General features: G+C 69.2%; 19 protein-coding genes. 11 read left to right on the forward strand and 8 right to left on the reverse strand.

The annotated features are described in order from the left end of the window. Window positions 1-128: 128 nt before the first annotated feature. Both alr and radA read left to right on the forward strand, forming a co-directional pair. Window positions 129-1,262: an alanine racemase gene (gene alr / locus J5T34_RS06375; RefSeq protein ID WP_208579114.1), complete on the forward strand. Its 1,134-nt coding sequence runs from the start codon at window positions 129-131 to the stop codon at window positions 1,260-1,262. Between the two features lie 101 nt (window positions 1,263-1,363). Continuing rightward, window positions 1,364-2,728 carry a DNA repair protein RadA gene (gene radA / locus J5T34_RS06380; protein ID WP_208579115.1) on the forward strand — a complete coding sequence of 455 codons (1,365 nt, stop codon included), beginning with the start codon at window positions 1,364-1,366 and terminating at the stop codon, window positions 2,726-2,728. Window positions 2,729-2,749: 21 nt separating this feature from the next. Here the strand turns inward: radA and J5T34_RS24095 are convergent, their stop codons facing one another. Beyond that, a complete protein-coding gene (locus J5T34_RS24095; RefSeq protein ID WP_347880638.1) occupies window positions 2,750-3,217 on the reverse strand; it encodes a hypothetical protein in 468 nt (155 codons plus the stop codon). Between the two features lie 300 nt (window positions 3,218-3,517). On the opposite strand from J5T34_RS24095, the gene J5T34_RS06390 reads away from it, so the two are divergent. Beyond that, window positions 3,518-4,003 carry a disulfide bond formation protein B gene (locus J5T34_RS06390; protein WP_174107313.1) on the forward strand — a complete coding sequence of 162 codons (486 nt, stop codon included), beginning with the start codon at window positions 3,518-3,520 and terminating at the stop codon, window positions 4,001-4,003. 45 nt (window positions 4,004-4,048) lie between these two features. Continuing rightward, window positions 4,049-5,887, forward strand: coding sequence for an ABC transporter ATP-binding protein (locus J5T34_RS06395; RefSeq protein WP_208579116.1), 1,839 nt, complete (start codon window positions 4,049-4,051; stop codon window positions 5,885-5,887). 48 nt (window positions 5,888-5,935) lie between these two features. Here J5T34_RS06395 and J5T34_RS06400 read toward each other — a convergent pair whose 3' ends face one another. After that, window positions 5,936-7,876: an ATP-binding cassette domain-containing protein gene (locus J5T34_RS06400; RefSeq protein WP_208579117.1), complete on the reverse strand. Its 1,941-nt coding sequence runs from the start codon at window positions 7,874-7,876 to the stop codon at window positions 5,936-5,938. 222 nt (window positions 7,877-8,098) lie between these two features. Between J5T34_RS06400 and J5T34_RS06405 the strand changes: the two genes are divergently transcribed. Together J5T34_RS06405 and J5T34_RS06410 are read left to right on the forward strand one after the other, a co-directional pair. Next, window positions 8,099-8,878, forward strand: a complete 780-nt coding sequence (locus tag J5T34_RS06405; RefSeq protein WP_208579118.1) for a hypothetical protein — start codon at window positions 8,099-8,101, stop codon at window positions 8,876-8,878. 96 nt (window positions 8,879-8,974) lie between these two features. Further along, the gene (locus J5T34_RS06410; protein ID WP_208579119.1) at window positions 8,975-10,066 is read left to right on the forward strand and encodes a M14 family metallopeptidase; all 1,092 of its coding nucleotides are present in this window, start codon (window positions 8,975-8,977) and stop codon (window positions 10,064-10,066) included. A 247-nt stretch (window positions 10,067-10,313) separates the two neighbouring features. On the opposite strand, the gene prmB is transcribed toward J5T34_RS06410, so the two are convergent. From prmB to dapC, 6 genes are all read right to left on the reverse strand, one after another. After that, entirely contained in the window at window positions 10,314-11,216 is a 903-nt protein-coding gene (gene prmB / locus J5T34_RS06415; protein WP_174107307.1) for a 50S ribosomal protein L3 N(5)-glutamine methyltransferase, read from the reverse strand. A 64-nt stretch (window positions 11,217-11,280) separates the two neighbouring features. Next, window positions 11,281-12,462, reverse strand: a complete 1,182-nt coding sequence (dapE, locus tag J5T34_RS06420) for a succinyl-diaminopimelate desuccinylase (protein WP_208579120.1) — start codon at window positions 12,460-12,462, stop codon at window positions 11,281-11,283. Window positions 12,463-12,534: 72 nt separating this feature from the next. Further along, a complete protein-coding gene (locus J5T34_RS06425; protein WP_208579121.1) occupies window positions 12,535-12,888 on the reverse strand; it encodes an ArsC family reductase in 354 nt (117 codons plus the stop codon). 74 nt (window positions 12,889-12,962) lie between these two features. Beyond that, entirely contained in the window at window positions 12,963-13,346 is a 384-nt protein-coding gene (locus J5T34_RS06430; protein WP_208579122.1) for a hypothetical protein, read from the reverse strand. A gap of 130 nt (window positions 13,347-13,476) precedes the next feature. Beyond that, window positions 13,477-14,304, reverse strand: a complete 828-nt coding sequence (gene dapD, locus J5T34_RS06435) for a 2,3,4,5-tetrahydropyridine-2,6-dicarboxylate N-succinyltransferase (RefSeq protein WP_208579123.1) — start codon at window positions 14,302-14,304, stop codon at window positions 13,477-13,479. A 102-nt stretch (window positions 14,305-14,406) separates the two neighbouring features. Further along, window positions 14,407-15,618 carry a succinyldiaminopimelate transaminase gene (gene dapC, locus J5T34_RS06440; protein ID WP_208579124.1) on the reverse strand — a complete coding sequence of 404 codons (1,212 nt, stop codon included), beginning with the start codon at window positions 15,616-15,618 and terminating at the stop codon, window positions 14,407-14,409. A gap of 209 nt (window positions 15,619-15,827) precedes the next feature. On the opposite strand from dapC, the gene J5T34_RS06445 reads away from it, so the two are divergent. From J5T34_RS06445 to J5T34_RS06465, 5 genes are all read left to right on the forward strand, one after another. Beyond that, on the forward strand, window positions 15,828-16,823 hold the full coding sequence (locus tag J5T34_RS06445) for a DMT family transporter (protein ID WP_208579125.1): 996 nt from the start codon (window positions 15,828-15,830) through the stop codon (window positions 16,821-16,823). Between the two features lie 287 nt (window positions 16,824-17,110). Further along, window positions 17,111-20,626, forward strand: a complete 3,516-nt coding sequence (gene smc, locus J5T34_RS06450; protein WP_208579126.1) for a chromosome segregation protein SMC — start codon at window positions 17,111-17,113, stop codon at window positions 20,624-20,626. A gap of 49 nt (window positions 20,627-20,675) precedes the next feature. Further along, complete coding sequence (locus J5T34_RS06455) at window positions 20,676-22,028, forward strand: cell division protein ZipA C-terminal FtsZ-binding domain-containing protein (RefSeq protein ID WP_208579196.1); 1,353 nt, start codon at window positions 20,676-20,678, stop codon at window positions 22,026-22,028. Between the two features lie 37 nt (window positions 22,029-22,065). Further along, window positions 22,066-24,243, forward strand: a complete 2,178-nt coding sequence (gene ligA / locus J5T34_RS06460; RefSeq protein ID WP_208579127.1) for an NAD-dependent DNA ligase LigA — start codon at window positions 22,066-22,068, stop codon at window positions 24,241-24,243. 181 nt (window positions 24,244-24,424) lie between these two features. Then, window positions 24,425-24,925, forward strand: coding sequence for a hypothetical protein (locus J5T34_RS06465; protein ID WP_208579128.1), 501 nt, complete (start codon window positions 24,425-24,427; stop codon window positions 24,923-24,925). Window positions 24,926-24,941 lie beyond the last annotated feature (16 nt).

Here is a 24,941-nt window from a genome sequence, read left to right on the forward strand (position 1 = left end):
GTGGTCATCCCCCTGGTCATTCCCGTGGACAGTGCCCCGGGCACCACTTCGGCACGCCCGCCCATGGCCATGGCAAGCCACAGGCCCGGCGGGCCGCGATGCCGCTGTGACGAACCTTCCCTGATCCCATGCCAAGACCGATTCACGCTGTCATTCATCAACCCGCACTGGCCAACAATCTCGACGTGGTGCGCCGCCACGCGCCGGCATCCCGCGTCTGGGCCGTGGTCAAGGCCAACGCCTACGGTCACGGCATCCGCCGCGCCTTCGCCGGCCTGCGCGCCGCCGACGGCTTCGGCCTGCTGGACCTGAACGAGGCCGTGCTGCTGCGTGAACTGGGCTGGCAGGGGCCGATCCTGCTGCTCGAGGGCTTTTTCCAGCCGCAGGACGTGCCGCTGCTCGAGGAGTACCGGCTGACCACCGCGATCCACAACGACGAGCAGCTGCGCATGCTCGAGATGGCCCGGCCCAAGGGGCCGCTGGCGATCCAGCTCAAGCTCAATACCGGCATGAACCGGCTCGGTTTCGCGCCGGACCAGTACCGCACCGCCTGGGAGCGCGCACGCACGCTGTCCGGAGTGGGCAGCATCGTCCATATGACCCACTTCTCCGACGCCGACGGCGAGCGCGGCATCGCGCACCAGCTGGAGGTGTTCGACGCCGCCACGGCCAATCTGCCGGGCGAGGCCAGCCTGTCGAACTCGGCCGCCACGCTATGGCATCCGGCCGCGCACCGCGCCTGGGTGCGGCCCGGCATCGTGCTGTACGGCGCTTCGCCGAGCGGCCGGCACGCCGACATTGCCGACGTCGGGCTGATGCCGGCGATGTCGCTGCATAGCGAACTGATCGCGGTGCAGGAATTGCGGCCCGGCGACACGGTCGGCTACGGCTCGCTGTTTACGGCCGACCGGCCGATGCGGATCGGCGTGGTCGCCTGCGGCTATGCCGACGGCTATCCGCGCCATGCCGCGGGCTGGGGCGACCAGCCGGCGCCGGTGCTGGTCGACGGCGTGCGCACGCATCTGGTCGGCCGGGTGTCGATGGACATGCTGTGCGTCGACCTGACCCCGTGTCCGAAGGCGCGGGTCGGTTCGCCGGTCACGCTGTGGGGCCACGGCCTGCCGATCGACGAGGTGGCCGCCGCCAGCGGCACCGTCGGCTACGAGCTGATGTGCGCGCTGGCGCCGCGGGTGCCGGTCACCGTCGCGACGCTGACCGTGCCGGACGCGCCCGACGTCGCCGAGACCGCGCCGGCCAAGTAGAATCGGCGCCTCGCGGCGCCTGCCGGCTCTGGCCCTCCGGCCCTCCTGCCTTCCTGTATTTCGGCGGCGGCGCCTCCTCGTTCCCGGCCCAAGGATTCCCGTTGGCAAAGACCAAGACCATTTACACCTGTACCGAATGCGGCGGTTCCGTGCCGCGCTGGCAGGGGCAGTGCCCGCATTGCCAGCAATGGAACACGCTGGTCGAGAGCCTGCCGGAGACGCCGTCGGCGCGCCGCTTCCAGCCGCTCGCGGCAACCAGCACGGTGCAGCGGCTGTCCGAGATCGAGGCCTCCGACGTGCCGCGCTTCACCAGCGGCATCGAGGAATTCGACCGGGTGCTCGGCGGCGGGCTGGTGGCCGGCGGCGTGGTGCTGATCGGCGGCGACCCCGGCATCGGCAAGTCCACGCTGCTGTTGCAGGCGCTGGCCAATCTGGCCGGCAGCCGGCGCGTGCTCTATGTCAGCGGCGAGGAGTCGGGCGCGCAGATCGCGCTGCGCGCACAGCGGCTGGGCATCGACAGTCCGAGCCTGGGGCTGCTGCCCGAGATTCAGCTCGAGAAGATCCAGGCGACGCTGGACGCGGACAAGCCCGAGGTCGCGGTGATCGACTCGATCCAGACGCTGTACTCGGAGGCGCTGACGTCGGCGCCGGGCTCGGTGGCGCAGGTGCGCGAATGCGCGGCGCAGCTGACGCGGATCGCCAAGAGCAGCGGCACCACGATCATCCTGGTCGGCCATGTGACCAAGGAGGGCAGCCTGGCGGGCCCGCGCGTGCTCGAGCATATCGTCGATACGGTGCTGTATTTCGAGGGCGACACGCATTCCTCGCACCGGCTGATCCGCGCATTCAAGAACCGCTTCGGCGCGGTCAACGAACTGGGCGTGTTTGCGATGACCGAGCGGGGCCTGCGCGGCATCAGCAATCCGTCGGCGCTGTTCCTGTCGCAGCATGAGCAGACCGTGTCCGGGTCCTGCGTGATGGTCACGCAGGAGGGTTCGCGGCCGCTGCTGGTCGAGATCCAGGCGCTGGTCGATGCCGCCCATGTGCCCAACCCGCGGCGTCTGGCGGTGGGCCTCGAACAGAACCGGCTGGCGCTGCTGCTGGCGGTGCTGCACCGCCATGCCGGCATCGCCTGCTTCGACCAGGACGTGTTCCTGAACGCGGTGGGCGGGGTCAAGATCACCGAGCCGGCCGCCGATCTGGCGGTGCTGCTGTCGATCCATTCGTCGATGCGCAACAAGCCCTTGCCGCGCGGGCTGGTGGTGTTCGGCGAGGTCGGCCTGGCGGGGGAGATCCGTCCCAGCCCGCGCGGCCAGGACCGGCTGCGCGAGGCGGCGAAGCTGGGCTTCACGCAGGCGGTGATTCCCAAGGCCAACGCGCCCAAGCAGCCGATCGACGGGCTCGAGGTGATCCCCGTCGAACGGATCGAACAGGCGATCGAGCGCGTGCGCCATCTCGACGGCTGAGCGCCGCGCGTACCGGCGCGTTCAGCCGAACACCGAGTCCTCGCACAGCGCGCCGAGCAGCGCGGCGATCAGCACCACCGCCGACACGAACAGCCAGCGCTGCGTGCGGCGGTACTCGGGCACCTGGTCGTCCTCGACGCGCAGCGAGCGGAACAGCGCCACCACCTGCAGGCCCGCGGCGACACCCAGCGACACCTCGACGGCCAGCGACAGCGCGTTCCACGGGCCCGGGCTCTCGAAGCTCCAGTAGCGCCAGAAGGCCAGCGTAAAGGCCAGCAGCACCGAGATCGCGGTGATGAACCCCTGGCGGTAGCCGACCGGCACCACCGGTGCCGGCGACGGGCGCGGTTCGGCCGCGGGGCCGCGGCTGGCATTGGCGGCCTCGGGGGCCGCGCGGAAACAGGGCGGGCGGGCCGGTCGGGCCGCCCGGGTCGGCCGGCTCGGGCGGAATTCGTTGCCGCGCACGGCGCGCAGGGCATTGCTGTTCATGGGTACGGTCCTCGACGAATCATGGGGCGAACGCATGGTGCGCCGACGCAATGAACGGCATTGTTCGCGCGTTCGCCGGCATCGGCAATGCCGGCATGCGCCGCTGCGGCGATCGGTCGCAATCGCGGCGGTCGCGCGTGCATGCGCCGTCCCACGCTGCGGCGCGTGCTGTGCAAAATCGGTAAGATGGCGCCTGGCCGCGATACTGGCTCCGCGCATATCGCCCATGCCCTGTCTACCCGGATCGTTCCGGACCTCGTTCACCGCTTTGTTCACCGCTCTGTCGACCGCCATTCCGCCATGCAAGCGAATTCCCGCGCCTACTTCCTGCTGATCGCCATCGTCTCGTTCGGACTGGTCGGCTATGCCCTCTATCTGCAGCACGCGCAGGGCTATCAGCCGTGCCCGCTCTGCGTGATGCAGCGCTTCGCCTTCGTCGCGATCGGCCTGTTCTCGCTGCTGGCGGCACTGGGGCAGGGCACCCGCACGCTGTGGCAAGGGCTGGCGATGCTGTCGGGCGTCGGCGGCATCGCGGTGGCGGGCTACCACGTGTCGCTGCTGCTCAATCCGAAGGCGAGTTGCGGCATCGATCCGCTCGAGAACTGGGTCAACGCGCTGCCGACCGCGCGCGTGCTGCCGCAAGTGTTCTATTCCGACGGTCTGTGCTCCGCGCCGCTGCCCCCCGTGCTCGGCATCTCGATTCCGGGCTGGTCGCTGATCTGGCTGGTGGTGCTGACCGGCGTGCTGGCGGTCGGACTGATCCGCCGCGAACGTAACTACCGTTGAGCGACCCGTCGCGGCCGCTCGACACCATTCCTGGAGAAACTGGCCGTGTTCCGTTGGTTTGAAAGGCGTATCCACAACTACCCGGATACGCTCCCCGATACGCCGCCCCCGCACTGGATCGCGTTCATCGTCGATTGCACCGCGGGCGTGCGGCGCTATCTGTTGCTGCTGGTGCTGTGCGCGATGGCGATCGGCATCTTCGAGGCGGTGCTGTTCAGCATGCTGGGCCGCCTGGTCGACTGGCTCGCCGCGGTCAAGCCGGACGAGCTGTGGTCGACCTATTCGGATCGCCTGCTGCTGCTGGCCGGCATCGTGCTGGCCAGCATCGTCGTGGTCTCGGTCTGGAGCATGCTGAAGTTCCAGACGCTGTTCGGCAACTTCCCGATGCGGCTGCGCTGGAATTTCCACCGGCTGATGCTCAACCAGAGCATGGGTTTCTTCCAGGACGAGTTTGCCGGCCGCGTCACCACCAAGGTCATGCAGACGGCGCTGGCGGTGCGCGATGCGGTGATGACGGTGGCCGATATCCTGGTCTATATCGTGATCTACCTGGTGTCGGCGGCGGTGGTGCTGGGCAATTTCGATGGCTGGCTGCTGGCGCCGTTCCTGGTCTGGGTGATCGCCTACGTCGGCGCGTCGTGGTATTTCGTGCCGCGGCTGGCACGCGTCTCCGCGCATCAGGCCGACGCGCGTTCGGTGATGACCGGGCGCGTGACCGACGCCTACACCAATATCGCGACGGTCAAGCTGTTTTCGCACTCGCGGCGCGAGGCCAGCTACGTGCGCAGCGCGATGCAGGAGTTCATGCAGCCCGTATATGCGCAGGGCCGGCTGATCAGCGCGTTCGAGATCGTCAACCACACGCTGATCATGATGCTGATCGTCGCCACGACCGGACTCGCGCTGTTCCTGTGGTCGGCCGGCCAGATCGGCATCGGCGCGGTGGCGGCGGCGACCGCGATGGCGATGCGTCTGAACGGCATCTCGCAATGGGCGATGTGGGAGATCGCCGAGCTGTTCGAGCACATCGGCACGGTGCGCGACGGCGTGTCGACGCTGGCGCGCCCGCGCCATATCGAGGATCGGCCCGATGCGGTACCGCTGCGGGTCACGCAGGGCGAAATCCGCTTCGAGCACGTCGACTTCTCGTATGGCTCGGGCCGGCCGGTGTTCGACGACTTCACGCTGACGATCCGCCCCGGCGAGAAGGTCGGCCTGGTGGGCCGCTCGGGCGCCGGCAAATCGACGCTGGTCAATCTGCTGCTGCGCTTCTATGACGTCGAATCGGGACGCATCCTGATCGACGGGCAGGATATCGGCGGCGTGACGCAGGACAGCCTGCGCGCGCAGATCGGCATGGTCACGCAGGACACCTCGCTGCTGCACCGCTCGGTGCGGGACAACATCGTCTACGGCCGGCCCGATGCCACCGATGCCGAGATGATTGCCGCGGCGCGGCGCGCCGAGGCCGAGGACTTCATCCACACGCTGAGCGATCGGGAAGGGCGGCGCGGCTACGACGCGCACGTCGGCGAGCGCGGCGTCAAGCTGTCGGGCGGCCAGCGCCAGCGCATCGCGATTGCCCGCGTGATGCTCAAGGATGCGCCGATCCTGCTGCTGGACGAGGCCACCAGCGCGCTCGACAGCGAGGTCGAGATCGCGATCCAGCAGAGCCTGTACCGGCTGATGGAAGGCAAGACCGTGGTGGCGATCGCGCATCGGCTGTCGACGCTGGCGGCGATGGACCGCATCGTCGTGCTGGACCGTGGCCGCATCGTCGAGCAGGGCTCGCATCGCGAACTGCTGCAGCGCGGCGGCCTGTACAGCCGGCTGTGGGCGCACCAGAGCGGCGGCTTCCTGACCGAGGAGGCGCTGCAGGAATAGCGGCGCAGCGGCACGCCCGACTGCGGCCGCGCCGCCGTCGGGATGCCGTCAGGCGATCTGCTCGATCTGCTCCTGCAGTTCCAGCCAGCGCTCTTCCAGCGTGGCCAGTTCGCCTTCGACTTCGCCCTGGCGCTTGAGCATCTCCAGCAGCTTCGCCTTGTTGGCCTCCGCGTAGCTGGCCTCGTCGGCCATGAAGCCGTCGATCTCCGTCTTGGCCTGCTGCAGCACGGCCATCCGCTTCTCGACCTTTTCCAGCTCCCTGGTCAACGGCTTGCGCAACTGCGCGAGCCGTTGCCGTTCGTCGGCCTCGGCACGGCGCTGGTCGCGGCGATTCTGCGCGGGCGCCGCGGTGTCCTCGCCTTCCGCGCCACCGGACCGATGCGCCGCGGCCGCGGCGTTGCGTTTGGCGGCGGCCTGCTGCAGCAGCCAGTCGCGATAATCGTCCAGATCGCCATCGAAGGGCTGCAGGCCGCCGTTGGCCACCAGCATGAACTGGTCGGTGGTGGCGCGCAGCAGATGCCGGTCGTGCGAGACCAGGATCAGCGTGCCCTCGAATTGCGCCAGCGCCATCGTCAGCGCCTCGCGCGTATCGAGATCCAGGTGGTTGGTCGGTTCGTCGAGCAGCAGCAGGTTCGGTTTCTGCCAGACGATCAGGGCGAGCGCGAGCCGCGCCTTCTCGCCGCCGGAGAACGGTTCGATCGGCGAAGTCGCCATGTCGCCGCGGAAATTGAAGCTGCCGAGAAAGTCGCGCAGTTCCTGTTCGCGCGTATCGGGCGCCAGCCGCGCCAGATGCTGCAGCGGCGAGTCGTGGTCGCGCAGCGTCTCCAGCTGGTGCTGCGCGAAGTAGCCGATCTGCAGGCCCTTGCCGTGGCGCAGCGTGCCGGACAGCGGGGCCAGCGTGCCGGCCAGCGTCTTGACCAGCGTCGATTTGCCCTGGCCGTTGGCGCCCAGCAGGCCGATGCGCTGGCCGTTCTGGATCGACAGCGTCATGCCGTGCAGGATCGTCACCGGCGGCGGACCGTCGTAGCCGCAGTCGACCGCGTCGAGCACCATCATCGGATTCGGCGCGGCATCCGGTTCGCGGAATTCGAACGAGAAGCCGGCCGCGGCGTGCACCGGCGCCAGCCGTTCCATCTTCTCCAGCGCCTTGACGCGGCTCTGCGCCTGGCGCGCCTTGGTGGCCTTGGCCTTGAAGCGGGTGATGAACGATTCCAGATGGGCGATCTGCTTCTGCTGGCGCGCGTACGCGGCCTGCTGCTGCGCCATCTGCTGCAGCCGCAGCGTCTCGAACAGGCTGTAGTTGCCGCCATAGCGGCGCAGTTGCTGCTGTTCGATATGAACCGTGACATTGCAGATCGCGTCGAGGAATTCGCGATCGTGCGAGATCATCACCAGCGTGCCGGGATAGCGCGCCAGCCAGTCCTCGAGCCAGACGATCGCGTCGAGGTCCAGGTGGTTGGTCGGTTCGTCGAGCAGCAGCAGGTCGGACGGGCACATCAGCGCCTGCGCCAGGTTCAGGCGCATGCGCCAGCCGCCCGAGAACGCCGCGACCGGCTGGCCGACCTGCGCCAGCGTGAAGCCCAGGCCCAGCAGCAGTGCCTCGGCGCGCGAGGCCGCGGTGTAGCCGTCGGCGTCCGCGTAGGCCGCATGCGCTTCGGCCTCGGCGTGGCCGTCGCCGCTGGCCTGCGCGCCGGCGATGGTCTGCTCGATCGCGCGCAGCCGGGTGTCGCCGTCGATCACGTATTCGAGCGCGCTGCGCGATACCGCCGGCGTTTCCTGCGCGACATGGGCCACGCGCCATTGCGCGGGCACCGACACGTCGCCGCCGTCGGGATGCAGCTCGCCGCGCAGCAGCGCGAACAGCGTCGATTTGCCGCTGCCGTTGGCACCGACCAGGCCGACGCGCTCGCCGGGGTTCAGCGTCACGCTGGTATGGTCGAACAGCACCTTGGTGCCGCGCTGGAGTACTAGCTGGTCGATTCGGATCACAAGAGTCTTCTATGGAAAGTCGAGCCCGGCACGAAGCCGGGCAGGGCGCATTTTAGCCCGGGGCGGCAGGCGGCATGACAAGCCGGTGTCGCGCCGGCCGGCAATTCGCGAGACAATGCGTCCCCGCGCCGTTTCGCGCGGGATCCCCGCGCGGGTGCCGTCTATCCGCGGCCGTACCGCTGCCTTCCGTCGCCGCCTTCCGTCGTTTTTTCCTGCCATCGCATGTCCGCCGACCCCGTTTCCCGCTTCGCCGCACCCTGGACGCCGGTCCGCAAGGACTTCGTCGATCCGGGGACGCGCTGCGCTGGCTCGGGCGCGGGCGGCAAGGGGCACGGCATCGGCTCGGGCCATGCCACGATCCTGCGCGATGCGCACGGCGACGAGCACGCTTTCGGTCCGGACTGCGCGCATCGGCTGCTGGGCGGCGATGCCGGTCTGGACAGCGTGCCGGACTTTACCGCGCGGGCTGCCGGCGCGGGACCCTGGCGCGACGATGCACGGCCCGGTCGCGGCGCACGCGGCGCACGCGGCGCACGCGGCGGGCCCGAGCGAGAGCAGGCCCGCCTGCATGCCGCGGCGGTCCGCTACCTGCTGCTGCGCATGGAGAAGGTCGCCGCCGTGCCGCGCGTGCAGCCCAGCGTCCGTTTCGCGCCGCTCGAGCCCCTGTATGCGGCCTGGCGCGAGACAGGCGCCCTGACGCCGCAGCAGGCCAGCCGCGTGCTGGCGATCGAGCGCAGCCCTTCCACGCCGGCCACGCTGAAAACCGCCAATCTGCTGGACGTCTACACCGCCTACGTGCAGCTCGAACGCAAGCTGCGCGAGGCGGTACGGCTCGAGCAGCAGCGCTTCCTGCGCGGCGTGATGGACTGGCTGGCCCGCCATCTGACGCTGACGCGCGCGCAGGGCGAGGCCGCCGGACTGGTGCTGCATCCGCGCGCCTGGCAACTGGAGGCCGCGCCACGCCGCGCGGGCGGTGCCGGCGAAGCGGACTGGGAAGGCTGACCGCGCGCGGGCAGGCCGAGGCCGAAGCGGCTGGCGTCAGCCGGCGGAATGGCGTTTAATGCGGTCATCGATCCTGGTCGCCCCGGAGAGCCACCGATGCAGCTGCACGATTGCTTTTCAAGCCGCTACGAGGAAGCCCGCGCCAAGTTCAGGCTGGCGGCCGAGAACGTCGGCGACGTGCCCACGCCGTTCGCGCATCCGACGCGGCGCGGCGCCGAGGGCGAGGAGCTGGCGATGGACGTCGCCTGGATCGGTCCGCGCGATGCCCGCCATCTGATTCTGGTCACCTCGGCGATGCACGGCGTCGAGGGCTTCTGCGGCTCCGGCGCGCAGATCGCGCTGTTGCACGATGCCGCGCTGCTGCAGCAATGCGCGAAGGCCGGGGCGGCGCTGCTGCTGGTGCATGCGGTCAATCCCTACGGCTTCTCCCATATGCGCCGGGTCAACGAGGACAACGTCGACCTGAACCGCAACTTCATGGATTTCACGCGGCCGCTGCCGCAAAACGCCGCCTATGCCGAAGTCGCGCCGCTGCTGCTGCCCGCGCACTGGCCGCCGTCGGAGCAGGACGAGGCCGCGCTGGCGCGCACGATCGCCGAGCGCGGCATGAACTGGTATCAGGCGGCGGTCAGCGCGGGCCAGTACGACGATCCGCACGGCATGTTCTATGGCGGGCGCGTGGCGACCTGGAGCAACTACACGCTGCGCCGGATCCTGGCGCGCTACGGCGCCGGGCGGGCGAGCCTGCGCTGGATCGACATCCATACCGGGCTCGGACCCTGGGGCTATGGCGAGCCGATCTATATGGGCCCCGACGATGCGCGTCAGCTGGAACGGACCCGTGCGATCTGGGGCCAGCACGTGACGTCGATGTACGACGGCTCGTCGACCTCGGCCAATCTGACCGGGCTGGCGTGGCACGCCGTCCCGGACACGCTGCCCGCGATCGACTTCGCCGGCATCGCGCTGGAGTTCGGCACGTTGCCGCTGCCCGACGTGTTGCAGGCGCTGCGCGGCGACCACTGGCTGCATCTGCATCCCGATGCCGACAACACCCAGCGGGCGCTGATCCGCCACGGCATGTGGCGCGCATTCTATGGCGATGCGGACGATTGGCGCGAAGGGGTGGTCGAGCAGTGCACGACCGCGGTACGGGCGGCGGCGGTGGCGTTGGGCGCGATGGAATAAGACCACCTCCCTCTCCCCGGCCCTCTCCCCCTGAGGGGGAGAGGGAGAACACAGTCGGCAGGCCGGACACCGCGGCGGGTTTTCTCCCCTCTCCCGCTCGCGGGAGAGGGGCGGGGGAGAGGGAGAACACAGCCGGCAGACTTCGATGCTGCGGTGGCTTTTCTCCCCTCTCCCGCTTGCGGGAGAGGGGGCGGGGGAGAGGGCAGCGGCGGTCGTTCTGCCAGCGACGTCCGCCACCAATAACGCTTTACAGCCCCGCCGCCTCCAGCGCCTCGTACGTCAGCAGGAACACCTGTTCCTCGCCCGCGCTGACCGTCAGCCAGATCAGTTCCAGATCCGGGAAGGCGGCCTGGACGTTGTCGAACTCGTTGCCGATCTCGACCACCAGCACGCCGCCCGGATTGAGCCGTGCGCGTGCGCCGGCGACGATGCGGCGCACCACATCCATGCCGTCGTCGCCGCCGGCGAGCGCGATGCGCGGCTCGGCCAGATATTCGGCGGGCAGCCGCTGCATCGCGCCTTCGTTGACATACGGCGGATTGCTGAAGATCACGTCATAGGTCGCGCCGGCCGGCAGCGGCGCATACAGATCGCCGTGATACAGCCGGATGCGGTCCTCGAGCCCGTAGTCGGCGACATTGCGGCGCGCCACTTCGAGCGCATCGGCCGAGATGTCGACCGCATCGATGGTTGCATGCGGCCAGGCCTGCGCGGCCAGGATCGGCAGGCAGCCCGAGCCGGTGCAAAGCTCCAGCACCGGGCCGATCGCGTCGATATCGCCGACCCACGGGTCCAGCCCGTCCTGCAGCAGCTCGCCGATAAAGCTGCGCGGCACGATCACGCGCTCGTCGACATAGAAGCGCTGCCCATGCATGTACGCCTCGTGCGTGATGTAGGCCGCCGGCACGCGCTCGTCGACGCGGCGGCGGATCACCTCCATCACCGCGTCGATTTCCTCGGGCAGCAGCCGCGCATCGAGGAACGGGTCCAGCGTATCGAGCGGCAGATGCAGCGTATGCAGGATCAGATAGACCGCCTCGTCGTAGGCGTTGTCGGTGCCGTGCCCGAACGACAGGCCGGCCTGGGTAAAGCGCGACACCGCCAGGCGCAGCAGATCGCGGACGGTGGACAGGGGAGAGGCGTTGGCCATGGCGGAAAAGAGGTCAGGGGTCGGTGGGGGGCGGCAAGGCGGGATCGCTCGGGCGCTCAGGCGCTCACGCGATCAGCCGTTCCAGCACGCCGCGGTAGATGTTCTTCAGCGGCTCGATGAAGCGCACTTCGACGTGCTCGTCGATCTTGTGGATGCTGGCGTTCGGCGGGCCAAATTCGATCACCTGCGGGCAGATCTTCGCGATGAAGCGGCCGTCCGAGGTGCCGCCGGTGGTCGACAGCTCGGTCTGCACGCCGGTCTCGGCCGCGATCGCCGCGGCCATCGCCTCCGACAGGTCGCCGCGCGGCGTCAGGAACGGCTCGCCGCCGAGCGTCCAGTCGAGCTGGTAGTCGAGCCCGTGGCGATCGAGGATCGCGTGCACGCGGGCCTTCAGCTGCTCCGGCGTGCTGGCGGTCGAGAAGCGGAAGTTGAAATCGATCGTCACGTGGCCGGGGATCACGTTGGTCGCGCCGGTGCCCGCGTGGATGTTCGACATCTGCCAGGTCGTCGGCGGGAAGTATTCGTTGCCGTCGTCCCAGCGCTCGCCGACCAGTTCCGCCAGCGCCGGCGCGGCCAGATGGATCGGGTTGCGCGCCAGATGCGGATAGGCGATATGGCCCTGCACACCCTTGACGGTCAGCTTGCCGGACAGCGAACCGCGCCGGCCGTTCTTGACCATGTCGCCGAGCGTATCGACCGAGGTCGGTTCGCCGACCACGCAGTAGTCGAGCCGTTCGCCGCGCGCCTGCAGCGCCTGCACCACCTTGACGGTGCCATCGTGCGCCGGGCCTTCCTCGTCGCTGGTGATCAACAGCGCGATCGAACCGGCATGGTCGGGATGGGCCTGCAGGAATTCCTCGATCGCTACCACGAAGCCGGCGATCGACGTCTTCATGTCGGCGGCGCCGCGGCCGTAGAGCTTGCCGTCGCGATGGGTCGGCACGAACGGCGGCGAGGTCCATTGTTCGAGCGGGCCGGTCGGCACCACATCGGTATGGCCGGCGAAGACCAGCAGCTTGCCGCCGGTGCCCAGCCGGCCGCGCTTGACCGCCCACAGATTGGTGACACGGAACGAATCCGGGCCGCTGACCAGCGACTCGCAGGTGAAGCCGAGCGCGGACAGCCGCGCCTGCAGCACGCCCTGGCAGCCTTCGTCGGCGGGCGTCACCGACTGGCGGCGGATCAGGTCTTCGGTCAGCGCCAGCGTGGGGTTGGCGGCGGGCGTGGCAGGGGTGGTGGCGGTCATGGCGCAGCGATGGTGATCGAGTGATCGGGTGATCGAAGTGGTTCGGGCGTGCGAGCGTTCGGCCGTTCGAGCTCAGCCCTGAAAACGTTGGGCGTACTGATCGGCGGCAAAACCCACCGCGACCGCGCCGTCATGCTCGAGCACCGGCCGCTTGATCAGCGACGGGCTGCGCTGCATCAGCGCGATCGCGCCATCGGCGTCCTCGGCCAGCGCCTTGTCGGCGTCCGGCAGCGCGCGCCAGGTGGTGCCCTTGCGATTGAGCAGCAACGACAGCGGGACCTGCGCCAGCCAGCGGCGCAGCAGCGTCTCGTCGACGCCCTGCTTCTTGAAGTCGTGGAAGGCGTAGTCGATGCCGTTGGTTTCGAGCCAGGTGCGGGCTTTCTTGACGGTATCGCAGTTCGGGATGCCGTAGAGCTGGACGGTCATGGCGAATGAAGGAGAAAACGTTGGCAGGGGAAGGCAGGCGCGATGCGGTTTGCGACGGCGCCGATCGCCCGGTCTCAGCGCAGCAGCAGATTGATGGCGATCACCAGCGCGGGCAGGCCCAGCGCGAAACCGGCCATCGCCACCGCGGTCATCAGGCGCAGGCGGCGGTCCAGCCGCGCCGCTTCCTTGCGCAGCGCGTCGATCGTGATCGCATGCTGTTCGGCGAGCAGCTTGACGTTTTCGGCCTGCTGCATCGCCGCCGATTCGAGCTCGGCGACGCGCGCCGCCAGCTGGCGGACCTGCTGCTGCGGATCGACCGCGGGCGCGCCATCGCCGCCGTCGGCCGGCTCGTCCTTGCGCTTGCCTTTCTTGTATTTCTCGATGGTCTTGTTGGCCTGCTCGAGAATGGTCGGCAGCAGGGACAGCACGGTGCTGACGGTAGCGGGGTCCAGGGCCATGAATCGCTTGCGAAGGGAGGGCACGGGTCACCTCACGTGGGAGCCGGCGTTGGCAGAGGCTCGGGCGAGGATGGGAACGACCAGGCGGGCGGGGCAGCGGTGGCGGCGCGCGGCCGCCACCCGGCTGCCGTCAGTCGCCGCGCAGCAGGTCGTTCAGGCTGGTCTTGGCGCGCGTCTGCGCGTCGACCTTCTTGACGATCACGGCGCAGTACAGGCTGTACTTGCCGTCCTTGGACGGCAGGTTGCCCGCCACCACCACCGAGCCCGCCGGCACGCGGCCGTAGTGGATCTCGCCGGTTTCGCGATCGTAGATCTTGGTCGACTGGCCCAGGTAGACGCCCATCGAGATCACCGAGTTCTCCTCGACGATCACGCCCTCGACGACTTCCGAGCGCGCGCCGATGAAGCAGTTGTCCTCGATGATGACCGGGTTGGCCTGCAGCGGCTCGAGCACGCCGCCGATGCCGACGCCGCCCGACAGGTGCACGTTCTTGCCGATCTGCGCGCACGAACCGACCGTGGCCCAGGTATCGACCATCGTGCCTTCATCGACATAGGCGCCGATGTTGACGTACGAGGGCATCAGCACCGCGTTCTTCGCGATGAACGAGCCGCGGCGGGCCACCGCCGGGGGCACCACGCGGAAACCGCCCTTGGCGAAGTCGTCGGCCGACCAGCCGGCGAACTTGGTCGGCACCTTGTCGTAGAACTGCGCGAAGCCGCCGGCGGCCATCGGCACGTTGTCTTCGAGGCGGAACGACAGCAGCACCGCCTTCTTGACCCACTGGTTGACGATCCAGTCCTTGCCTTGCTTCTCGGCCACGCGCAGCGTGCCCGCGTCGAGCTGGCCGATCACCGTGGCCACCGCTTCGCGGATGTCGGCCGGGGCGGACTTGGGCGACAGGCTGGCGCGGTCTTCCCAGGCCTGGTCGATCAGAGCTTGCAGTGCTTGCGTCATATGCGTTTCTTCGCGTGTTGTCGTGGTTGAATTCGTGGCCGTCGCGCGTGGTGGCAGTCGGCGGCCGATATGGGTGAGCCCCGGGCCCGGGCTTGGATCGGTTCAGCCGCGGCCCGCCAGGCCCCGGCAGAAGGCGACGATGCGCTGCGCGCCCTCGCGGCATTCCTCGGGCGTCGCCACCAGCGCCATCCGCACGCGATTGGCGCCCGGATTGATGCCGTCGGCCTCGCGCGCCAGATAGCTGCCGGGCAGCACGGTCAGGTGCTGTTCGGCATAGAGCCGCGCGGCGAATTCGGTATCGGCGAGGCCCGTGCGCGAGACATCGGCCCACAGATAGAAGCCCGCGTCGGGCAGCGCGACATCCAGCACCTCGGCCAGCATCGGCGTGACCTCGGCGAACTTGGCGACATAGGCGGCGCGGTTCTCGCGCACATGGGCCTCGTCGTTCCAGGCCGCGACGCTGGCGCTCTGCACCGCGGGGTTCATCGCGCCGCCATGATAGGTCCGATACAGCAGGAAGCGGCTCAGCAGCCTGGCGTCGCCGGCGACGAAGCCCGAGCGCAGGCCCGGCACGTTCGAGCGCTTGGACAGGCTGGAGAACATCACCAGCCGCTCGAAGCCGCGGCCCAGCCGGTGCGCCGCCTCCAGCGCGCCCAGCGGCGGCTTGCCTTCGTCGAAATAGATCTCCGAATAGCACTCGTCGGAGGCGATCACGAAGCCGTGGCGGTCCGACAGCGCGAACAGCTGACGCCAGTCGTCGAGCGAGAGCACCGCGCCGGTCGGATTGCCCGGCGAGCAGACATAGACCAGCTGCACGCGCGGCCAGACGTCGTCGGCAATGCGGTCGAACGCCGGGGCGAAATTGCGCGCCGGGTCGCTGTTGGCGAACACCGGCGTGGCGCCGGCCAGCAGCGCGGCGCCTTCGTAGATCTGATAGAACGGATTCGGGCACAGCACCAGCGCGCCGGGGCGGGTGCCGTCGACCACGGTCTGGGCAAACGCAAACAGCGCCTCGCGCGAGCCGGTGACCGGCAGCACCTGGCTGGCGGGGTCGACGCGGGGCAGGCCGTAACGGCGTTCCAGCCAGCCTGCGATGCATTGACGCAGCGCGTCGGATCCGGCCGTTGTGGGATAATTCGCCAGCCCGCCAAGGGACTCGGCGAGCGCATCGCGGATGAAGCGCGGGGTCGGATGCTTGGGCTCGCCGATGCCGAAACTGATCGGCCGCAGCGCGCCGTTCGGCTCGATTCCCGCAAACAGGGCCTTCAGTTTCTCGAACGGGTAGGGCTGCAGCAAATCGAGACGCGGGTTCATGATGGGTCGAAGGCCTGTCGAAACGCAGCATTATAAGGGACCGGTCAAGGGACGGGGCGCCGCGCCGAGGGACCGGCGTGCCGCCAGCGTTCCGGCTCGGGATCTGCTTCGAACCGGCTCCGATCCGGGCTTCGATCCGGTTCCACGCATTCATCCAATCCATGTCAGGCACCGTTTCCCGGGTGCCGCCTGCCAGTGCTTTCCATTCCATGAGCCATTCCAACGCCAACGTGCCGCCGGGCGCCGCCCATGCCGACGCCCACGCCCATGCGGATTCCTTCAAGGCGTCCCTGTCGATTCTGCTCGGCGCCTCCGTGTGGGGCATCGCCTGGTATCCGTACCGCCTGCTCGCCGCCTGGGGCCTGGGCGGCATGAAGGCCGCGGCCGTGGTCAGCGCGGTCGCCGCCGTGCTGGCGCTGCTGGTGCTGCGGCGGCAATTGCGGGGCCTGCGCTGGTCGTGGCTGTTCGTCGCGATCGCGCTGGCGGCCGGCGTCACCAATGCCGGCTTCGTCTGGGGCAGCGTCCACGGCCACGTGATGCGGGTGCTGCTGCTGTTCTATCTGACCCCGGTGTGGACCGTGCTGGTGGCGCGGCTGCTGATCGGCGAGCGCGTCTCGCCCGCGGGCCTGCTGCTGGTCGCGCTCGCGATGTTCGGCGCCGGCCTGATGCTGTGGACGCCGGAGGTCGGCGTGCCGCTGCCGCGCGATGCTGCCGAATGGGCTGGCCTGGTCGCCGGCATCGCCTTCGCCTTCAACAACGTGCTGTCCCGCCGTGCCGGCCAGCGCTTTCCCGGGATGGATGCGCGCCTGCGCACGCTGATGGTGTTCGGCGGCGGCACCCTGGTGGGCGGCATCGCGGCGTTGTGGCTCGATGCCGGCGCGGTGACGATCGCGCCCGATGCCCGCGTGGCGGCGCCATTGCTGGTGCTGGGGCTGGCGGCCACACTTGTGGTCGGCAATGCCATCGTCCAGTACGGGCTGCAGCATCTGCCGGCCAACCGGGTCTCGCTGCTGATGCTGTTCGAGATCGTGATCGCGGCGGTGTCGTCGTGGTGGCTGGCGACCGAGACGCTGAGCTGGAAGGAGGCGGCCGGCGGCCTGTGCATCGTGGCGGCCGGCGCCTTGTCGGGATTGGTGCATCGCCGCACGGGCCCGGCCCGGGCGGCAGCGGCGGAAGAAGGCACTTGCGGTCTGCAGGGTCAGTAGGCGGCCCGCGAGGCGCTTGCACCCGTTGCGGCGGCGCGCGGACCGGCACACGGGCATAGGCCTCCAACGCCTCCCCAACACGGCCGAACGCCTCCGTAACACCCCGTAAATCCGGCTGGGCGGCGTCACTCCGATGGTATGATTAGCGCCAATTTTCGGGCACAAGTGCGCGGCGAATGCGGTGCGGGCGGCACGTCCGCACGGGGCGTCGCGCCGGCTGTCCGGCCTTTCTGGGTGCCGCTCGCGGGCGTGCCTCACCACGGATTCAGACTAATTCACGACCAACCGTGCGACTGTCCTCGATCAAGCTGGCGGGCTTCAAGTCCTTTGTCGATCCCACCAATTTCCAAGTGCCCGGCCAACTGGTCGGCATCGTCGGTCCCAACGGCTGCGGTAAATCCAACATCATCGATGCGGTGCGCTGGGTGCTCGGCGAGTCGCGTGCCTCCGAGCTGCGCGGCGAATCGATGCAGGACGTCATCTTCAACGGTTCCACCGCGCGCAAGCCGGCCGGCCGCGCCAGCGTCGAGCTGGTGTTCGACAACGCCGAGGGGCGCGCCGCCGGGCAATGGAGCCAGTACGCCGAGATCGCCGTCAAGCGCGTGCTGACGCGCGACGGTACCTCGTCCTACTACATCAACAACCAGCCGGTGCGCCGGCGCGACATCCAGGACATCTTCCTGGGCACGGGCCTGGGTCCGCGCGCCTACGCGATCATCGGCCAGGGCATGATCTCGCGGATCATCGAGGCCAAGCCCGACGACATGCGGATCTTCCTCGAGGAAGCGGCCGGCGTGTCCAAATACAAGGAACGCCGCCGGGAAACCGAGAACCGGCTGTCCGACACGCGCGAGAACCTGACCCGGGTCGAGGACATCCTGCGCGAGCTGTCGGCCAACCTGGACAAGCTCGAAGGCCAGGCCGAGGTCGCGCAGCGCTTCAAGGCGCTGCAGGCCGAGGGCGAGGAGAAGCAGCATCTGCTGTGGCTGCTGCGCAAGCGCGAGGCGCTGGCCGAGCAGGAACGCCACCAGCGCGCGATCGAGCAGGCCCAGATCGACCTGGAAGCGCAGACCGCGCAGCTGCGCCACGTCGAGGCCGAACTGGAAACGCTGCGCGCCGCGCACTACGCCGCCTCCGACGGCATGCATGCCGCGCAGGGCGCGCTGTACGAGGCCAATACCGAGGTCAGCAAGCTCGAGGCCGAGATCCGCTTTGTGGTCGAATCGCGCAACCGCGTGCAGGCCCAGATCGCGGCGCTGACCGCGCAGCGCGAGCAGTGGGAGGCCAAGGCCCAGCAGGCCGCCGACGAGCTCGAACAGGCCGAAGAGGAACTGGCGCTGGCCGAGGGCCGCACCATCGAGGCGCAGCAGGCGGTCGAGCAGCAGAGCGAAGCGCTGCCGACGCTCGAGGCGCAATGGCGCGACGCGCAGACGCTGCTGAACGAGCAGCGCACCGGCATCATGCAGGCCGAGCAGGCGCTCAAGCTGGAGGCCGCGCATCAGCGCAACGCGGACCAGCTGCTGCAGCAGCTCGAACAGCGCCGCGAACGCCTTTCCAGCGAGGAAAAGGGCCTGGACAAGCCCGACGACGTCCGGCTGGAGGAATTGCGCGCCGAGCTTGCCGAACACGAGGCGATGCTCGAGGACGCCCAGGCCGCGCTGGCCGAGGCCGAGGACAATCTGCCGCGGCTCGATGGCGAACGCCGTGCCGCGCAGGAGCGCGTGCAGAGCGAAGCCGCCGCGATCGCGGCGCTCGAAGCCCGCCTGGCCGCGCTGCGCCAGCTGCAGGAGAACGTGCAGAGCGAGGGCAAGGTCCAGCCCTGGCTGGCCAGGCACGGCCTGGCCGAACTGCCGCGCCTGTGGAAGAAGATCCATATCGAACCGGGCTGGGAAAACGCGCTCGAGTCGGTGCTGCGCGAAAAGCTGGCCGCGCTCGAGGTCTCCAACCTGGACTGGATCAAGGGTTTGCTGACCGACGCGCCGCCGGCCAAGCTCGCCTTCTACGCGCCGCCGCCCGCGGCGCGGCCGGGCGAGGCGCCGGCCGGACTGCGTCCGCTGATGTCGCTGCTGCAGATCACCGAGCCCGGCATCCGCGCGGTGATGCAGGACTGGCTGGCCGACGTCTATACCGCCGACGACATGGAGCAGGCGCTGGCGGGGCGCGCCAGCCTGCCCGAAGGCGCGACCTTCGTCGTCGCCGAGGGCCATCTGGTCGGCCGCAGTTCGGTGCATCTGTATGCCGCCGATTCCGAGCAGGCCGGCATGCTGGCGCGCGAGCAGGAAATCGAGAATCTGCAGAAGCAGGCCCGCGCGCAGACGCTGCTTGCCGACGAGGCCAAGGCGCAGGCGGTGCGGGCCGAGACGGCGTATACCGAAGCCAGCCGCAAGCTGGTGGAGGCGCGCGCGGACAGCGAGCGCGTGACGCGGCGCGTGCACGGGCTGCAGATGGACGTGCTCAAGCTGTCGCAGGCGATGGAGCGCTATGCCGCGCGCAGCAGCCAGATCCGCGAGGAGCTCGAGGAAATCGCCGCGCAGATCGACGAGCAGCGCGCGCTGAAGGCCGAGTCCGAGGCCAACTTCGAGCGGCACGATAGCGAGCTGGCCGAGATGCAGGCCGCGCACGAAGACCACCAGATGGCCTACGAAGCGCTGGACGCGAAGCTGTCCGACGCGCGCCAGCGTCTGCGCGATCTGGAGCGCGCCGCGCAGGAGGCGGTGTTCGCCGAGCGCAATCTGGCAACCCGAATCGAAGAGCTGCGCCGCAATATCCAGGTCGCCGGCGACCAGAGCGAACGCATCGCCGAATCGCTGGAGAACGCCCGCGCCGAGCTGGAAACGATCAACGAGCAGACCGCGCATACCGGCCTGCAGGAAGCGCTGGAACTGCGCGCCGAACGCGAGCAGAAGCTGGCCTCGGCCCGAATCGAGCTCGACGCGCTGTCGGCGCAGCTGCGCCAGTTCGACGAACAGCGCCTGGCCGCCGAACGCAGCCTGCAGCCGCTGCGCGACCGCATCACCGAGCTGCAGCTCAAGGAGCAGGCCGCGCGCCTGGCGCAGGAGCAGTTCGCCGAGCAGCTGGCCGCGGCCGAGGTCGACGAGGCCGCGCTGGTCGGCAAGCTCAATGGGGATATGAAGCCGTCGTATCTGCAGGGCGAAGTCACGCGCATCAACAACGCCATCAACGCGCTCGGCCCGGTCAACATGGCCGCGCTGGAGGAACTGGCGGCGGCGCGCGAGCGCAAGACCTTCCTCGACGCGCAGTCGGCCGACCTGAACGACGCGATCCAGACGCTGGAAGACGCGATCCACAAGATCGACCAGGAAACGCGCGCGCTGCTGCAGGGCACCTTCGACCAGGTCAACCATCATTTCGGCGAGCTGTTCCCGCAGCTGTTCGGCGGCGGCCAGGCCAAGCTGATCATGACCGGCGAGGAAATCCTCGATGCCGGCGTGCAGGTGATGGCGCAGCCCCCGGGCAAGAAGAATTCGACCATCCATCTGCTGTCGGGCGGCGAAAAGGCGCTGACCGCGATCGCGCTGGTGTTCGCGATGTTCCAGCTGAACCCGGCACCGTTCTGTCTGCTCGACGAGGTCGACGCGCCGCTGGACGACGCCAATACCGAGCGCTACGCCAATATGGTCGCGCGCATGTCGGACAAGACCCAGTTCGTCTTCATCTCTCACAACAAGATCGCAATGGAAATGGCGCACCAGCTGATCGGCGTCACGATGCAGGAACAGGGCGTGTCGCGGATCGTTGCCGTCGACATGGATGCGGCCGTTTCGATGGCGGAGGCGGCATGACCGGATCGCTTGGATTGGCGCGTGGGTTGAACCATGGAGGGCGCGCGTGATGGATCTGCAAACCGCGCTGGTCGTCGCCGGCATCGTGCTGCTGCTGTTGGTGGTGGCCTACAACCAATGGCAGATCCGCAAGTCGCGCCGGCCGCGCGCGCTGCAACCCGAGGACGATCTGCCGCCGATGCGCGAACCCGTGGTCGGCGAGGAGATCAAGCCCGAGGTCAGCGCCAAGCTGCACGAGCCGCCGCCGCCCGAGACGATCCAGCGCAAGGAACCGACGCTGGCGGTGCCGCCGCTCGATGACGACGCGCAGGCCGCGCAGGCCGCGTCGCCGCTGGTGGCCGGCAGCGCCGATGCCGACGAGATGCTGGCCGAGGAAGTCGCCGACGGCGTGGCGCGCAGCGTGCCGTCCGCGCGCACGCCGGCGCCGCAGCGCGCCAACGACACGAACGCCGGCGCGGGCGAGGCGCCCACCAAGGCTGCCGCACCGGCGTCTGCCCCCGCAGCCGTGCCGCAACCCGAGCCTGTGCCCGAGCCGGTGGCCGAGCCCATCGTGGCCGACGGCCAACCCAGGCCCGCGGTGATCGATCCGCTGATCGACTGCATCGTGCCGCTGCATCTGGAGCGCAAGGCCTCCGGCGACCGCATCCTGCCGCTGACGGGGCGCCTGCGCCGGGCCGGCACCAAGCAGGTCCATATCGAGGGCCTGTACGAGCCGGCCAACGCGTGGGAGCCGGTGACCGCCGGCCATCAGTACGAAGACCTGCAGGTCGCGGTGCAGCTGGCCAATCGCGGCGGCCCGCTCAACGCGCTCGAGTTCTCCGAGTTCGTCAACGCGGTCGAGGCCCTGGCCGAGTCGCTCGATGCGTCGGCCGAACTGCCCGACATGAGCGAGACCGTCGCCAATGCGCGCGAGCTCGACAGCTTCGCCGCCGCCTGCGACGTGCAGCTGGGCGTCAACGTGGTATCCGACGGCGCGCCGTGGTCGGCCGCCTATGTGCAGAACGTGGCCACCCAGGACGGCCTGGTGCTGTCGCGCGACGGCACTCGGTTCACCCGCTACCAGGCCGGCCCGGACGGCATCCAGCGCGCGCTGTTCACGCTGCAGTTCGGCGATACCAACTTCCTGCGCGACGATCTGACGGTCAAGGCCGGCAGCCAGATCACGCTGCTGCTCGACGTGCCGCAGGCCTCGCAGGCGGTCAAGCCGCTGAAGACGATGTGCGAGTACGGCGACAGCCTGGCGCAGCGGATGGGCGCGCGGCTGGTCGACGACAATCATCGGCCGCTGACCGAGCAGTCGTTCGTCGCGATCTTCCAGCAGCTGCAGGCGCTCTACGACAAGCTCGAGGCGCGCGGCATGCCGGCCGGATCGCCGGTCGCACTGCGGCTGTTCAGCAGCTGACGCGCCTTGCTTTTTCCGCAGCCTCACCGAAGTCTCCATGCCAGCAAAGAAACACGGCGCTCCCACTGCGGCCGATGCGCCGCGAGCCGACGCGACTGAAGCGGCCGAAGCGGCCGAAGCGGCCAACGCCGCGCGGCCCGACAATTCCGCCGACAAGCCCGAGGCGCCGGCCGCGCGGGCCGATTGGCTGCGCGAGCAGATCGAGCACCACAACTACCAGTATTACGTGCTCGACGCGCCGACCATTCCCGACGCCGACTACGACGCGCTGTTCCGCGAGCTGCAGGAACTGGAGGCCGCGCATCCCGAACTCTTGAGCCCCGAATCGCCGACCCAGCGCGTCGGCGGCCAGCCGCTGACGGCGTTCGCGACGGTACGGCATCGGCTGCCGATGCTGTCGCTGAACAATGCGTTCGACGACGAGGACGTGATCGGTTTCGATCGCCGCTGCGCGCAGGGGCTGGGCCGCACCGCCGTCACCGAGGGCGCCGCCGATCTGTTCTCCGCGGCCGATGCGGTCGAATACGCCTGCGAGCTGAAGTTCGACGGACTGGCGATGTCGCTGCGCTACGAGAACGGCCGGCTGGTGCAGGCCGCCACGCGCGGCGATGGCGAGACCGGCGAAGACGTGACCGCCAATGTGCGCACGATCAAGGCGATTCCGCTGAAGCTCAAGGCCGGCGCCCCGGCCGTCATCGAGGTGCGCGGCGAGGTCTTCATGTACCGGCGCGATTTCGACCGGCTCAATGCGCGCCAGGCCGAGGCCGGCGAGAAGACCTTCGTCAATCCGCGCAATGCCGCCGCCGGCAGCCTGCGCCAGCTCGATCCGCGCATCACCGCGCGCCGTCCGCTGTCGTTCTTTGCCTATGGGCTGGGCGAGCTGGACGGGGAGCCGCGCCCGGCCACGCACGAGGCGCTGCTCGAGCGCTTCGCCGCGCTGGGCCTGCCGGTCTGCGCCGAGCGCGCCGTGGTCAAGGGCGCGCAGGGCCTGCTCGGCTTCTATCGCACCGTTGGCGGCAAGCGCGACAGCCTGCCCTATGACATCGACGGCGTCGTCTACAAGGTCAATGCGGTCGACGAGCAGGAACGCCTGGGCTTTGTCTCGCGCGCGCCGCGCTTTGCGCTGGCGCACAAGTTCCCGGCGCAGGAAATGACCACCGTGGTCGAGGACATCGAGGTTCAGGTCGGCCGCACCGGGGCGATCACGCCGGTGGCGCGGCTGGCGCCGGTGTTCGTCGGCGGCGTCACGGTGACCAATGCCACGCTGCACAACGAGGACGAGGTCCGCCGCAAGGACGTGCATATCGGCGACACCGTGATCGTGCGCCGCGCCGGCGACGTGATTCCGGAAATCGTCGCGGTGGTGCCGGAGCGCCGGCCCGCCGATGCGCGGCCGTTCGCGATGCCGACCGCCTGTCCGGTATGCGGATCGAATATCGAGCGGCTGGAGGACGAGGCGATCGCGCGCTGCACCGGCGGGCTGATCTGCGCCGCGCAGCGCAAGCAGGCGCTGCTGCATTTCGCGCAGCGCCGCGCGATGGATATCGAAGGGCTGGGCGAGAAGGTGGTCGACCAGCTGGTCGAGCAGGGCATCGTCCGTACCCCGGCCGATCTGTACAAGCTCGGCGTGGCCAAGCTGGCGGCGCTGGACCGCATGGCCGACAAGTCGGCCAGCAATCTGGTCGCCGCGATCGATGCCTCGCGCGAGACCACGCTGAACCGCTTCATCTTCGCGCTGGGCATCCGCCATGTCGGCGAGGCGACCGCCAAGGACCTGGCGCGGCATTTCGGCAAGCTCGATGGGCTGATGGCGGCCGACGAGGCGGCGCTGCTGGAGGTCAACGACGTCGGTCCGGTGGTGGCGCAGTCGATCGCGCATTTCTTTGCCGAAGCGCACAACGTCGAGGTCATCGAGCAGCTGCGCGCCGCCGGCGTGCACTGGCCCGAGAGCGAGCCGGCCGCGCGCGCGCCCGCGCCGCTGGCCGGCAAGACTTTCGTGCTGACCGGCACCTTGCCGACGCTGTCGCGCGAGGAGGCCAAGGAGCGGCTGGAAGCGGCCGGCGCCAAGGTCGCGGGTTCGGTGTCGAAGAAGACCGACTACGTGGTCGCCGGCGAAGAGGCGGGCAGCAAGCTGGCCAAGGCGCAGGAACTCGGCGTGCCGGTGCTGGACGAGGCGAGCATGATCGCGCTGCTCGAACAGCACGGCGCGGCGTGACGTGAGGTGAGGTCAGGACGCTGACCCGAAGGACAGCGATCCGCGCCGGTGTCCAGTGAGACAGCCGAGCGCGGGTCGCCAAAGCAAAGACGCAGGGCCGAATTCGAAAGAGGCGGCCCATGCCGCGCGATTAGCCTCGGCGGGTTCTTCCACCACGTGTTCCACACGACAAGGGGTTCCCATGGGTTCGATCGCCAGCGCCAACGCTTCCCGCATGCAGACCGTGGCCGCCAACCAGGCGCCATGCAAGGATTGGCTCGCCGTCCGCGTCAAGCTCGACGCCCTGCGTGACGGCTTCGAGCACCAGCCGGCACAGCGGCACGAGCAGGGCTTCGTGTTTCGCGGTCAGGTTTTCCGGCTCGAATATGTCGCCGATACGAATACCGGCATCCTGCACAGGATCAAGGGCCACGGGAGCCGTGTCGAGCGGCCCGCTGGCCGTCTCTTGTGCCGGGTTTCGGCCGCGCCTTCGCAGGCGTCGTGGCCGGCCCGCATCCGGCAGGCCGCCGCCAATCTGTTTTCGCCGCTGCTCGACATGTGGGACGGCGACAAGCAGTGCGTATTCGGCTGCCGGACTCTGCAGTCGCGCGGGCAGACGATGTTGCGCTATCTGGCGCCGCACGTTCCGCTCGAGCGCTTGCGATCGGTCAATGTCGATGTGGACAGGATCTTTGCGGCGTAGCCGTAGCCCGCTGGCC

Source organism: Cupriavidus gilardii (genome assembly GCF_017598945.1).
GTDB lineage: Bacteria > Pseudomonadota > Gammaproteobacteria > Burkholderiales > Burkholderiaceae > Cupriavidus > Cupriavidus gilardii_E.

Bases quoted from the DNA above. Each gene is read 5' to 3' on its own strand.
- J5T34_RS06445 (WP_208579125.1), top strand. From the start codon at position 15,828: ATGAGCCATTCCAACGCCAACGTGCCGCCGGGCGCCGCCCATGCCGAC.
- J5T34_RS06405 (WP_208579118.1), top strand. From the start codon at position 8,099: ATGTCCGCCGACCCCGTTTCCCGCTTCGCCGCACCCTGGACGCCGGTC.
- J5T34_RS06465 (WP_208579128.1), top strand. From the start codon at position 24,425: ATGGGTTCGATCGCCAGCGCCAACGCTTCCCGCATGCAGACCGTGGCC.
- J5T34_RS06410 (WP_208579119.1), top strand. From the start codon at position 8,975: ATGCAGCTGCACGATTGCTTTTCAAGCCGCTACGAGGAAGCCCGCGCC.
- J5T34_RS24095 (WP_347880638.1), bottom strand. From the start codon at position 3,217: ATGAACAGCAATGCCCTGCGCGCCGTGCGCGGCAACGAATTCCGCCCG.
- ligA (WP_208579127.1), top strand. From the start codon at position 22,066: ATGCCAGCAAAGAAACACGGCGCTCCCACTGCGGCCGATGCGCCGCGA.
- alr (WP_208579114.1), top strand. From the start codon at position 129: ATGCCAAGACCGATTCACGCTGTCATTCATCAACCCGCACTGGCCAAC.
- J5T34_RS06455 (WP_208579196.1), top strand. From the start codon at position 20,676: ATGGATCTGCAAACCGCGCTGGTCGTCGCCGGCATCGTGCTGCTGCTG.
- J5T34_RS06425 (WP_208579121.1), bottom strand. From the start codon at position 12,888: ATGACCGTCCAGCTCTACGGCATCCCGAACTGCGATACCGTCAAGAAA.
- J5T34_RS06430 (WP_208579122.1), bottom strand. From the start codon at position 13,346: ATGGCCCTGGACCCCGCTACCGTCAGCACCGTGCTGTCCCTGCTGCCG.
- J5T34_RS06390 (WP_174107313.1), top strand. From the start codon at position 3,518: ATGCAAGCGAATTCCCGCGCCTACTTCCTGCTGATCGCCATCGTCTCG.
- dapC (WP_208579124.1), bottom strand. From the start codon at position 15,618: ATGAACCCGCGTCTCGATTTGCTGCAGCCCTACCCGTTCGAGAAACTG.
- dapE (WP_208579120.1), bottom strand. From the start codon at position 12,462: ATGACCGCCACCACCCCTGCCACGCCCGCCGCCAACCCCACGCTGGCG.
- dapD (WP_208579123.1), bottom strand. From the start codon at position 14,304: ATGACGCAAGCACTGCAAGCTCTGATCGACCAGGCCTGGGAAGACCGC.
- prmB (WP_174107307.1), bottom strand. From the start codon at position 11,216: ATGGCCAACGCCTCTCCCCTGTCCACCGTCCGCGATCTGCTGCGCCTG.